We start from the raw sequence: 12,412 nt of genomic DNA on the forward strand, positions 1-12,412 counted from the left end.
TTATACCCACGCTCAAACACGCAACAAAGATAAAAAACAAAATGAGTGCGCGCACGTTCTCTTAAAAGCCCTTCAATCCAGATTCCCCTGACACCAGCATAGCATCGCTTTTTTAACCGTCAAAGCAATCTCAAACTTACGGTTTTGCGCTATTTTTACAATTTTGCATCAAATGCAAACACTTTGTTTACCCTAAATGTGAAGAATGGGGTCAGCAAGAATGCGAAAAAGACCCAGAATCGGGAGTAACGGCAGAATGCCAAGTTCATGCGGCTCGTCACGGCCACCGCGTCTATTAATTGTCGACCATGGCAATTCAGTTCTCAATGACTGCCAAGAATTTTTGGACAATAAGGGTAATGGAATGCAGCTTGCCTGCACCCATGTTACCGGCGGCAAACCGGGCTTGAGCGCGCTCAAATCCCACGATTTTGATATCATTTTCGTCGATTTCGGCAGTATTGACGATTTAGATCCAGATGCTGAAGTCGCACTCTCCAAAATTGCACATTATTCTCAAGGCGCCCTGATCATTGCCCTTTCTGAAGGCGGCTCTGTCACCATGGCGGTTGCAGCGATGCGGGCTGGTGCGCATGATTATTTTGCAAAACCTGTCACCGCAAAGATTCTATTCGAGCGTTTGGAAGAGCTTTCTGCCCGGCATGGCAAGAAATATCAGTTTTCACCACCGCCAGAAGAAGGCGATCGGCTCGATTTTGAGGGTTTTGTTGGCGCATCGCCGCAAATGCGCGTCATTTATGAACAGATTGGGCGGATCGCGCCGTCCAACGCGCCAGTATTTATCACAGGTGAGAGCGGCACAGGCAAAGAAGTCTGCGCTGAAGCTGTGCATGCGCGTTCAAACCGGGCCGACGGTCGATTTGTGGCCATCAATTGCGGTGCCATCCCGCGTGACTTGATGGAAACGGAGCTTTTCGGCGTCGTCAAAGGTGCTTTTACCGGCGCCATGCAAGACCGTGACGGGGCAGTTGAACTCGCCAATAACGGCACCTTGTTTCTCGATGAAATTGGTGAACTGGATTTGAGCCTACAGGCCAAATTGTTGCGCTTTTTGCAAACCAGCAGCATCAATCGCGTCGGCGAAGCGATGCCGCGCAAGGTTGATGTGCGCATTATTTGCGCTACCAACCGCAATCCAATGCAAATGATCACAGAGAAATGCTTCCGCGAAGATCTGTTTTATCGCTTGCATGTGCTGCCCATTCATTTGCCGCCCCTGCGCCAACGCCCGGCAGACATTATGCCGATCGCTGAAACCTTCTTGTCGCGCTATTCTGAAGAAGAGGGCAAAGAGTTTATCGGCTTTGATCGCGAGACAGCTGAACAGTTTATGAGCCGGGAATGGCCGGGCAATGTGCGCCAAATCCAAAATCTGGTGCGCCGCATCGTCGTGATGCATGACGAGCAATTGGTCACCCCGCGCATGGTACGGCTGGCCGATATTGAAGGCACCGCGCAGCAGGCAGCACGCGATGTACCACGCGCTGCCCCAATCGCCAATCGGCATGCCAGAGCACAGTCCTTGGTGTTGGAACCGCTTTGGAAGCAGGAACAACGCATTATTGAGGAAGCGCTGGCTCTGTTCGACGGCAACATCTCGCAAGCGGCAGCGGCGCTTGAAATCAGCCCTTCCACCATTTATCGCAAGAAAATGTCTTGGGAAAAGCTGGAATCGGAAAACGCCGCTTAGGCACATATGTCAGTCACCCTCTCCCGTCGGCCTGCCACTTTGGCCGACCTTGACGCCTTGGTTGAATTGCGCGTTGTCGCCATGCAACCCAGTTTGGAAAAGCTGGGGCGATTTAACCCCGCACGTGCCCGCCAAAGGTTAATCGACGAATATTCGCCCGAACACACCACAATCCTGGTCGATAACGACCAGCTGATCGGCTGCTACGCGCTCATACCTCAGGATGATTTCCTTTACCTCGCCCACCTTTATCTCTTGCCGACCTATCAAGGTCGCGGCCTTGGCAAAATGATTGTGAGAGAATTGCAAGCCAAGGCAAACAAGATGTGCAAAAACATCTGCCTTACTGCGCTCAACAATAGCGATGCAGAAAAGTTCTATATGGGGCTTGGATTTAAGGTTATTGAGCGTGGCGAGGTGGATATCCGCATGGAGTGGCGGTGCCTCAAAGACAGCTAGAAATTGGCTATTGGTGGAAGCCAAGTTTAACTCGGATTGATTTGGCGAAAATAGGATTTCCATCCGGCGATTGCAGGCTGAGTGTCACCACGCGCCGAGGTAAGTTCGCGCGCATACCTGTCGACATCACAAATTTGCCATCTACAATATTAGCTGCGCCAATCCGCTCATTATCGACATAGGCACCCACCTCAAGTGGGGCATCAAATTCATCCACCTCGCCCGAAATTTCGATAATCTTTGTGAGCGGCAGAAGCGGCACGCTGTATTTGCCAGTTGTTGTTGGCCCAAACGCGCGGTCGATAATCAGATTGTCACCCCGATAAATGCGCACGGGCGCCAACTCCGCGCGGCCGGACCGTTCAATCTCCACGGTGCCAATCTGCTCAAACCGCTCAAAATGCCGTTCGAAGCTGGCCAGCACGGACTCATGCGGCCAGACCGATGTCGCCACATACCCCGTTTTGCCTTCAAGCGCTGTGGGATCAACATTAAAAGCGATATTACGCGGGTCTGATGAGATGCATAAAAATGGCACCTGCCCTGCTGCAGCATTGTCGACATGGCCACATTCAGTCCAGTGCACGCCTGCAACAAAGTTGCCGTCCATGAGCGCACCTTCTTTTTCTAGGAACTGTTGCAACGCCGTCCACGGCAAAGCGTCGCGTGTTGGATCTGTGCCTTGGTCAAAGCCCGGTACAATGTTGCGTAACCAGCCCGTGGCGGTGTGCGTTACCAGAACGCCCATCACCGCAAAATTGACGATCGTTGCAAGAACCAAGAAGGCAGACAGCACTGTTTTGCGACGTGCCCAGGCCTTGTCGATCCACATGGCCAACACCAAAAACAGCATCATATAGCCCGGTGCTTGCCAATGAAAATGAAACTGAGTTTCTGACCAAGCCGCCACAGCGGTAAACAACAATATGGGGCCATGAGCCAGCATCAAGAAAAAGAAGACCGTGCCGGATTGATTGGCGTCAGGCCATTTTGAACCTGGCCCTTTGACCAGCGCAATTCCCCCCGCAACTAAGGCGGGCAGCGCCAGCCATGGGGTAATGTAGATCAGTTGACCCACAATCATGCGCGTCAGGCGAAGCAGCGAAAAGTCATCCCCAAAGGCACGGCCACCTTGAAACGTGAAGGAGATAAACTCGTTCTGCCAGTTCCAAATCAGCACCGGCGAGCCGATGATGGCGGCAATCAATATTGCCAAATAGGGGCCGGGATGTACGATCCATTTGCGTGCGCTTGGCGCGATCAAGGCGAAAAGGCCCGCGCCATATAGCAGGAACACAGCGTGATATTTCGACAGGAAGGTCAATCCCAACATTGCGCCAACAAGAAGCCAGCTTTTGAAAGGCGCGTTGGGCGTTTCCACAAATATGTCGAGCAAAAACCATACGGTGAGCAGCCAAAACAGCATCAGTGGCGCTTCAGGTTGGGCCCATCCGCCAATCGAAACTTGGAAAAGCAGCGAGATGTTAAATAACAGCGCAGCGATCCAACCGGCACGTTCAGATTGCACCCGCGCACCAAGGCGGAAAATCACCCAAGTGCTCATGGCAAACATCAGGATGAACGGCAAACGCAAAAGTGCAGGCGCTTCCCCGGGCACGATTTGGTTGGTGGCCCAAAGTACCCAAAGGAACAGTGGCGGCTGATCAAAATAGGAAAGGTGAAGTTCCCGTGCGGACGCCAGATAGTAGGCCTCGCCAATGCCGAACCCCACCATGGCCCCGGCCCAGACGCGCCAAAGGGCAGTCAGCACAATCAACAGAATAACGAGTTTAGCGTAATATGAATCGTGATTGGGCCAAGAAACCAACTTCGCAATGTTGCGTTGCCCTATCCCCATATTACACTCGCCATGTGAAAATGCGTGTTACCGCATAATTAAACACGATACTGATGATTATGCCCGCGATTGCTGCGAAGTAGAATAGTGAATTTGTTTCAAATATGAAGGCTGCGACCGACACGTTGGCGATCGCTGGGATGGCGCAAACGGCGTAAAAGCTCAGCAGGCCTTTCCAATAGTTCACACCGCGCAATTGGCGATCTGCATAAGTGAACATATTGTTGAAATGAAAGTTTGAGGTCATCGCGACGATAGTTGCAAACAATTGGGCATTGGTGAAGTTAAAGCCCATCCAACCACTGGCGATGGTCAACGCAATCAAATGGACCACCACACCTGTGGCGCCGACAGCGGCAAACATGAAAAAGGATGATGGCAAAATCCCGCCGGTCATTTTCGACAGTGCCAAGCCAAAAAACTGGGCGGCAATTAACGGGCTCATTTTGCTTTCGCCATCGTGGCGGGCGCGGAAGGTGAAGCCGACCTCGCCAATATTGAGGGGCACACCTTTATTGCGCGCGGTTGCAATAATATCGAGAAGGATCTTGAACCCTTCGCTCGACAGGTGCGGTGCCACCTGTTCAAACTTTTCGCGCCGGAGCATGAAAAAGCCGGTCATCGGGTCGGTGATTTTGGTGCCTGTCACCAGATTGGCAATCGCGTTGGCCACATTTGAACCCAGCTCCCGAAAGCGGGAAAGCCCCTCTCCCGCCGAGCGGCCATCGAGAAAACGTGAGGCCAGCACCAGGTCCTTTTCCCCCTCGACAAGGGCAAGCATTTGCGTCAGCACGGTTTCGTCATGCTGATGATCTGCGTCCATCACAGCGACATATTCTGCGTTGCTGGCAGAAATGCCTTCAACACAAGCCGATGATAGACCACGGCGACCAATGCGTTTGATGCATTTCACCCATGGCTTCTTCTGTCCGATTTCCTTGGCCAACTCAGCCGTACCGTCAGGGCTGTTGTCGTCCACAAAAATCACCTCAAATGGCATTTGTGGAAACACCGCTTCCAGCTTTTCAACCAGCAGCTCAATATTGCCTCGCTCATTAAAAGTCGGCACTACGATTGAAAGGTGCGGCGCACTCCAGTTTGCCGCAGCGGCCAAAGTTTGGTCTTGCTCTGACATGAATTCCCAACTACGCTCCAAAAACTCGATGAAGGCTTAGCGCTAGTTGTGCGCAATGGCAATCCTTTGCCAGCCCCGAATTCTCCAATTCATCGCAAAATCGCTGACCGTCGTGTGTTTTTTTCCAAATCATTTCAGCTCAGTTCTTGACTCTTCCCCACCAGATCACTATTTCCTGTTCGATGCTAATTAGCACTCACCTATTGAGAGTGCTAGCAGCAGCGAAATTAATGTCAATTCAATAGGTAATTGAAGGAGCGAATATGAGCTTCCGTCCACTTCACGACCGCGTTGTCGTTCGTCGTGTCGACTCTGAAGAAAAAACTTCAGGCGGCATCATCATTCCAGATACTGCAAAAGAAAAGCCTTCTGAAGGCGTTGTTGTTGCTGTTGGCCCAGGTGCACGCGACGAAGATGGCAAGCACATCACACCAGATGTGAAAGCCAATGACCGCGTTTTGTTTGGCAAATGGTCAGGCACTGAAGTCAAGATCGATGGTGAAGACCTGTTGATCATGAAAGAAAGCGACATCATGGGCGTTATCGAAGGCTAATTTCAGCCTTTTCGCCCTGCCCTATCTACTCAGTTTCTAAGGAGCATACATAAATGTCTGCTAAGGAAGTAAAATTCGGAACCGAAGCGCGCGACAAGATGCTTAAAGGCGTCAACGTGCTTGCTAATGCGGTTAAAGTGACATTGGGTCCAAAAGGCCGCAATGTTGTGATCGACAAGTCTTTCGGCGCACCACGCATCACTAAAGATGGTGTTTCTGTTGCGAAAGAAATCGATCTTGAAGATAAGTTCGAAAATATGGGCGCACAAATGGTGCGTTCTGTTGCGTCAAAAACAAATGACGTTGCTGGCGACGGTACAACAACTGCAACCGTTTTGGCGCAATCAATCGTTGTTGAAGGCGTAAAACTCGTTGCTGCTGGCATGAATCCAATGGATTTGAAGCGCGGTATCGATTTGGCTGTAAGCGAAGTGATCGAAAATCTCGCTAAAGCGAAAAAAGACATTTCAACCAGCGCAGAAGTTGCACAAGTTGGTACGATCTCAGCAAACGGTGAGAAATTCATCGGTGAAGAAATCGCCCGTGCAATGGAAAAAGTTGGCAATGAAGGCGTGATCACTGTTGAAGAAGCAAAGACTTCTGAAACTGTTGTTGACGTTGTTGAAGGCATGCAGTTCGACCGTGGCTACCTGTCACCTTACTTCTGCACCAACACTGAGAAAATGGTTGCTGAACTTGAAGATCCTTACATCTTGTTGTTCGACAAAAAATTGTCAAACCTTCAAGCGCTGTTGCCGATCTTGGAATCAGTTGTTCAATCTTCTCGTCCGCTCTTGATCATCGCTGAAGATGTTGAAGGCGAAGCGTTGGCAACATTGGTTGTAAACCGTTTGCGCGGTGGCTTGAAAGTTGCTGCTGTTAAAGCACCTGGTTTCGGCGATCGTCGTAAAGCAATGTTGGAAGACATCGCTGTGTTGACTGGCGGCCAAGTGATCTCTGACGATCTGGGCTTGAAGCTGGAAAACGTAACTTTGGATATGCTCGGCACTGCAAAGAAAGTCGACATCACCAAAGAAACAACAACTATTGTTGACGGTGCTGGTTCAAACGCTGACATCGAGTCACGCGTTGGCCAAATCAAAGCGCAAATCGAAGAAACTTCTTCTGATTATGACCGTGAGAAATTGCAAGAGCGCTTGGCGAAACTTGCTGGCGGTGTTGCTGTTATTAAAGTTGGCGGCGCAACAGAAGTTGAAGTTAAAGAGCGTAAAGACCGCGTTGATGATGCGTTGAACGCAACACGCGCTGCGGTTGAAGAAGGCATTGTTGCTGGTGGTGGCGTTGCGCTGCTGCGTGCTTCATCTGCTTTGACTGCTAAAGGCGAAAATGCTGATCAAGATGCAGGCATCAAGATCGTTCAGCGTGCGCTTCAAGCACCTATCCGTCAGATTGCAACCAACTCAGGCGACGAAGCTTCAGTTGTTGTGGGCAAAGTGTTGGAAAACTCTTCAAGCACCTTCGGCTACAACGCACAAACTGGCGAATATGGCGACATGATCAAAATGGGCATCATTGACCCTGTTAAAGTTGTGCGCACTGCCCTTCAGGATGCCGCATCTGTTTCTTCATTGTTGATTACAACAGAAGCAATGGTTGCTGACATTCCAGAAGAAAAAGGCTCTGGTCCTGCTGCTCCAGATATGGGTGGCATGGGCGGTATGGGCGGCATGGGCTTCTAAGCCACGCTACCCAACGCTACAAAGCATTAGGGGCGATCTTCGGATCGCCCCTTTTTCGTGCTTTGAATTATTGATCAGAATTTCTATCCGGCTTTGGACATTTTATGCTCATGACCTGTGGTCAGTTTGAACACATCCACCATATTGTCCAACTCAGACGAGCGGGCTTCGGTTTGCTCAATGGCCGCATTGGTTTGTTCAACCAGAGATGAATTGTGCTGAGTCATCTCGTCAATCTGCATGATGGCCGTCGAAATTTCTTCAATTGAGCTGGACTGCTCTTCGCTTTTCTGCGCGACAGATGCCATCAACTCATTGTTCTTGCGTGCCGCGTCCAACATCACATTGAGGCTTTCCGCTGCGCGATTGACCAGCTTGGTGCCATCGTTCACTTCGTGAGCGGATTGTTCAATCAGTGCTTTGACTTCGTTAGACGCTTCCGCTGCGGACTGAGCAAGCCGACGCACTTCAACTGCCACCACGGCAAAGCCTTTGCCCGCCTCGCCGGCGCGTGCGGCTTCAACCGATGCGTTCAAGGCCAGCAAATTGGTTTGGAAGGCGATATCGTCGATCAAGCCAATAATGTTGGAAATCTTGCTTGATGACTCGGTGATGCGTTCCATGGCCTGGCTGGCATTGCCCATCACTTCGCCACCCTCTTCTGCCGTGCGGCGTACATCGTCGGCCTGTTGCATTGCTTCTCGGGCCTGTGATGTGTTTTCAGCCACGGCGCGCGACATGTTTTTCACTGTCGCGGTGGTCTGCTGTATCGCAGCTGCTTGGCGGTTGCTGCGATCTGCCAAATCATTGGCGCCGGAGAGGATCTCGCCCGTGGCGCTTTTGAGCGAACGTGAGGTACCTTGGATTTTGCCGACCAGTTCTGAAAGCTGATCCGAAACCGCGTTGATGTTGCCTTGCAGCCGCTCAAACGCACCATTGCGATTGCCCTGAATTCGATGGGTTAAATCGGCATTGGCCATGGAGAACAATGCGTCATCGGCCTCTTCCAGCCGATCACCCAATTCGATCATCAGTTGGTTGGTGCTTTGAATAAGTGCGTTCAGATTGGGATCTTGCACTTCCAGATCAACACGTTTTTCAAAATCGCCATTGACCGCGGCAGACAACACATTTTGCATTTCGGCGTTGACCATTTCGGTTTCATGCCGGGTCTGATGTACATAGGAGCTGATTGCCAATTCCATATCCAGCATCAGCACCTTCATCATATCGGCAACGGTCTGCGCCACTTCATCAGCGCCATCGCTGTTGGATTTTCCGCCCAGACCAAAGCGCCCCTTGCGACCTTTGCCTTCGGCCAGCATATCCAGCATGACACCTTTGATGAGGTTTTCAGCGACAAGGGCATAGCCGGAAACATAATATTTCAGGTCCAAACCGATGGCGGCGTGAACGTGCCCAACTTTGCGACCGGCCCGCAAAAACTCTTCATCCCATGCACCGTCGGCAATACGCTCCCAATGGGTCGTTTGTCGCTCCCGCGCACTTTGCTGCATTTGATCGGATTCGAAAAATGATTTGAGTGTGGGTGACGTGGCTACTTTACCGTAAAATCGATCCAGCGCATCTGGCAGGTGAGATAGAATGTGGTCTTTTGCTTTAGCGACTCGTTGAGCTGCGTCCGCGCTAAGCTCCATCATCTCGCGACGCTCATCAATCGAAACCTGATCTTGATCCTGAGACACAGGTTTGCTCCTCCATATTTGCATCAAAAATGGCCGATCAGATCGGCCCCCCTCTTAACGCAATATGAACCATGTTGATTAATGGCTGATTAAGTAAAAGTTACAACCGGACTAAGTTGCAAATATTTCAATGATTTGAGGCCAAAGCAGACGCACCGCCATGGCGGTTGATATGATCACAATCATTGGCTTGATGATCTTTGCGCCAAAGCGCATGCCCGTGATCGCGCCAAGATAGCCACCGCCAAACTGACCAACAATCATGGCGCTGCCCACTGCCCAAACCACTTCGCCCGCATAAATGAAGAACACAAGTGCGGCCGCGTTAGACGTTGCGTTCAACACTTTGGTTGAGCCCACAGCGCGGGTGACGCCAAAGCCAAACAGGGTGACAAATCCGGCCGTAAAAAACGAGCCCGTGCCGGGCCCGAAAATGCCATCATAAAAGCCGATGGTGAAGCCCATAAGAGGGGCGAAAAGTGCAAAATTCAGCCGCTCAGCGCGGGCATCATCTGAAAGACGGGGCGAAAACAAAAAGTACGCCGCCACGCCGATCAGCAGAATAGGCACCAGAACAAGCAAAATATCGGTGTCCATCTGTGTCGCGCCAAACGCGCCAATCATGCTGCCCACAAAGGTGGTGATGATCGCGACGCCCAACTGCTTGAAATCCACGTAGCCTTTGCGTGCATATGTTGTGGCGGCAACCACGGCGCCGACAACAGATTGCATTTTGTTGGTCGCTAAAGCCCCCACAGGCGGCAAGCCGGCGAACAACAGCGCGGGCACACTAATCAGTCCACCGCCACCAGCAATAGCGTCCATAAAACCCGCAACAAAAGCGACGCCGGCCATGATTACCAGCAGCGAGATTTCATATTCCATGGAAGGTCCCGACTCGAAGAATAGATCGCCATTATGCCGTTTGATGGCCTCAGGGACCAGCAAAATTGCGCCCTTTTCATTGTCAATTTTATTCGAACTATCTGTGCATGTATTTGTATATTGTATTATTTTTTTATAGTTATAGATTGTCCGCCACGTCAAAAAACGGAGAAGATTATGGACGGGGTAAACAAAGCGACGCCACTTGTGGCGCGTATCTTAATGTCGGCTATTTTTATTATGGCAGGCTTGCCAAAACTGACGGCAGGGGCCGCAATGGCACCTTATTTCGCCCAATTGGGCATTCCCATGCCGACAGTCAGCGTATATGTGGTTGGCCTTTTTGAAGTGGTGGCCGGCTTGGCAGTTCTGGTTGGCTTCAAGGCGCGCATTGCAGCGATCCTTTTGGCTCTATTCTGTGTGGCCAGCGGTTTTCTGGCGCACTTTGAACCAGCAAACCAAGCCCAAATGACCAGCTTGCTGAAAAACTTGGCCATGGCTGGCGGCTTTCTTCTGCTTTGGTTGCACGGCCCAGGGGCATATGCAATCGACAAGAAGTAATCCAACCCGTGATTAGCTTTAAAGGGCCTCGGTGATCTTTTCGCCGAGGCCTTTTTCTATCTTGTCTAGAAATGTCTCGAGCACAGCGATCCGATCCGCGGGCCAGTCCGCATTGCGTGAAACCACCAAATTGGCTTCTGACTTCAAGATCACGCCATCGCGCGGCACTTTGAGCTGATTGGCTTTAAGGGTCGATCCTGAAGACGTGATATCGACGATGAGTTCAGCGGCCCCTGATGCCGGTGCCGCTTCAGTCGCCCCCATTGATTCAACAATGCGATATTCCGCAATGCCATGTTGCGCGAAATATTTGCGGGTCAAATTGATATATTTGGTCGCCACACGCAGCCATTGGCCATGGCGGTGACGATAATCGGAAGCAACATCTGCCAGATCGCGCATGGCGGTCACATCGACCCAAGATTCGGGCAAGCCCACCACGACATCGGCGCCACCAAAGCCGAGCGACTTGGCCAATTCCACCTGATTAATGCCGCGCTCTGCGGCTTCGTGCACCAAATCTTCACCCGTAACGCCGACATCGATGTTGCCCGCAATCAGTTCACGGGCAATTTCACTGGCGGACAAAAAGCGCACCGTTACTTCAGGGAAGTCGGCCATTTCGCCAAGGTAAGAACGTGCACCGCCCGGCCGTTCAATCGGCATGCCCAAATCAGCAAATACTTGACGCGTCGCTTCTTCCAACCGCCCTTTAGACGGTATTGCCAAAAGAATTGAGCTCATCGTGTGCCTCCTTGTTCAAGCCGATCTACCCAAACAGCACAGCCAATCGCAGTGACTTGTTTTTGCGCCCCCAGCCGCTGCAACAAGCGATCATATTGACCGCCAGAGGCGAGCACATCGCCTGTTAAATTCGAGGTCAATTCAAACACATGTCCGGTGTAATAATCCAAACGCGGCGAGAACCCGGCATCAAACTCCACCTCAATTTGAGGGGCGTCGGATTTGAGTTGAGTGAGCCGCGCGCTCAACCGTTCCAATTGCGGGTCGAGATTGATCCCAACCTTTTGCGCCAAAGCCGTGATGTGAAACACCTGCTCGTGCGCGCGGCCAGTGATCGACAAAAACTCACGCAATGTGCGCACGGTTGCGGCGGGCACTGGCGCGTCGGCCAATTGCCGCTTCTCCAGATAGCGTTCTGCGATCTCGTCTGCACTACGGCCCGAATAGGGTGAGAGCCCCGCCTCTTCCATCATCGCCAGAATTTTTGCTTTGGCCGCCTCGAAATCTTTAGGCAAATCGGGTTGATCCTGCAGGCCTTCCGGCGCAAACAAGCGATCCAACAACCGTCCCATTGCCGCGTCATGGCCAAACCGATCACGCACACGCGGTCGCCACACATCAGGCAAATCGATTTGATCGAGCAATGCCTCAAACAAATCCACCGCGCCCAAATGAAGGCGCGGCTTTTCTTCGCCATAAAGCGCAGCGGTTTCGATCGCAAAATCCAAGCATTGCTGGAACGCTGCTTCTTCGTCTTGCGCCGCTAGAAACTCCAACCCCGCCTGATCAAATTCGGCGGGCCCATTTTCACGTTGGCGGAAAACGGGGCCGAGATAGCCGTAGCTCTTCTCGTCAAACTGCGGATGCTTTTGCACATAGGCGGCGGCGATGGGCAGCGTGAAATCCGGGCGCAAACAATAGTTTGTGCCGTCGGCTCCAGTGGTGAGCAGAAGGCGCCGACCAATGTCCTCTCCGGCCAGATCAAAGAACAAATCCGACTTTTGCAAAATATCAGGTGCCGTTAGTTCGCCACGTGCTTTGATATTTTGTTCAAGTATCTGGCGCTTTTGCTGCAATTCGCTTGCGGTGAAGGGCATAT

The 12,412-nt window shown here is 51.6% G+C and carries 10 protein-coding genes and 1 pseudogene; 5 read left to right on the forward strand and 6 right to left on the reverse strand.

The window, feature by feature from the left end:
* Positions 1-256: 256 nt before the first annotated feature.
* Together G549_RS0102260 and G549_RS0102265 are read left to right on the forward strand one after the other, a co-directional pair.
* The gene (locus tag G549_RS0102260; RefSeq protein ID WP_027833667.1) at positions 257-1,711 is read left to right on the forward strand and encodes a sigma-54-dependent transcriptional regulator; all 1,455 of its coding nucleotides are present in this window, start codon (positions 257-259) and stop codon (positions 1,709-1,711) included.
* A 6-nt stretch (positions 1,712-1,717) separates the two neighbouring features.
* Positions 1,718-2,170: a GNAT family N-acetyltransferase gene (locus tag G549_RS0102265; RefSeq protein ID WP_027833668.1), complete on the forward strand. Its 453-nt coding sequence runs from the start codon at positions 1,718-1,720 to the stop codon at positions 2,168-2,170.
* 1,180 nt (positions 2,171-3,350) lie between these two features.
* On the opposite strand, the pseudogene G549_RS22135 reads toward G549_RS0102265, so the two are convergent.
* Together G549_RS22135 and G549_RS0102275 are read right to left on the reverse strand one after the other, a co-directional pair.
* Positions 3,351-4,028 (reverse strand): annotated as a pseudogene (locus tag G549_RS22135) (glycosyltransferase family 39 protein); the annotation flags it as partial.
* A 1-nt stretch (position 4,029) separates the two neighbouring features.
* A complete protein-coding gene (locus G549_RS0102275; RefSeq protein ID WP_051213217.1) occupies positions 4,030-5,163 on the reverse strand; it encodes a glycosyltransferase in 1,134 nt (377 codons plus the stop codon).
* Positions 5,164-5,426: 263 nt separating this feature from the next.
* Here G549_RS0102275 and groES point away from each other — a divergent pair, with 263 nt between their 5' ends.
* Entirely contained in the window at positions 5,427-5,717 is a 291-nt protein-coding gene (groES, locus tag G549_RS0102280; protein ID WP_027833670.1) for a co-chaperone GroES, read from the forward strand.
* Between the two features lie 53 nt (positions 5,718-5,770).
* Complete coding sequence (gene groL, locus G549_RS0102285; protein WP_027833671.1) at positions 5,771-7,417, forward strand: chaperonin GroEL; 1,647 nt, start codon at positions 5,771-5,773, stop codon at positions 7,415-7,417.
* 83 nt (positions 7,418-7,500) lie between these two features.
* On the opposite strand, the gene G549_RS21115 is transcribed toward groL, so the two are convergent.
* Complete coding sequence (locus tag G549_RS21115) at positions 7,501-9,123, reverse strand: methyl-accepting chemotaxis protein (protein ID WP_051213218.1); 1,623 nt, start codon at positions 9,121-9,123, stop codon at positions 7,501-7,503.
* Between the two features lie 111 nt (positions 9,124-9,234).
* The gene (locus G549_RS0102295; protein WP_027833672.1) at positions 9,235-10,008 is read right to left on the reverse strand and encodes a TSUP family transporter; all 774 of its coding nucleotides are present in this window, start codon (positions 10,006-10,008) and stop codon (positions 9,235-9,237) included.
* 177 nt (positions 10,009-10,185) lie between these two features.
* Here G549_RS0102295 and G549_RS0102300 point away from each other — a divergent pair, with 177 nt between their 5' ends.
* Positions 10,186-10,569, forward strand: a complete 384-nt coding sequence (locus tag G549_RS0102300; protein ID WP_036220843.1) for a DoxX family protein — start codon at positions 10,186-10,188, stop codon at positions 10,567-10,569.
* 18 nt (positions 10,570-10,587) lie between these two features.
* Here the strand turns inward: G549_RS0102300 and hisG are convergent, their stop codons facing one another.
* On the reverse strand, positions 10,588-11,313 hold the full coding sequence (hisG, locus tag G549_RS18660) for an ATP phosphoribosyltransferase (protein ID WP_051213220.1): 726 nt from the start codon (positions 11,311-11,313) through the stop codon (positions 10,588-10,590).
* Positions 11,310-12,410, reverse strand: a complete 1,101-nt coding sequence (locus G549_RS18665; RefSeq protein WP_051213222.1) for an ATP phosphoribosyltransferase regulatory subunit — start codon at positions 12,408-12,410, stop codon at positions 11,310-11,312. Before G549_RS18665 ends, hisG begins: the two co-directional genes overlap by 4 nt.
* Positions 12,411-12,412 lie beyond the last annotated feature (2 nt).

Origin of the sequence: Maritalea myrionectae DSM 19524 (assembly GCF_000423365.1) — a bacterium.
GTDB lineage: Bacteria > Pseudomonadota > Alphaproteobacteria > Rhizobiales > Devosiaceae > Maritalea > Maritalea myrionectae.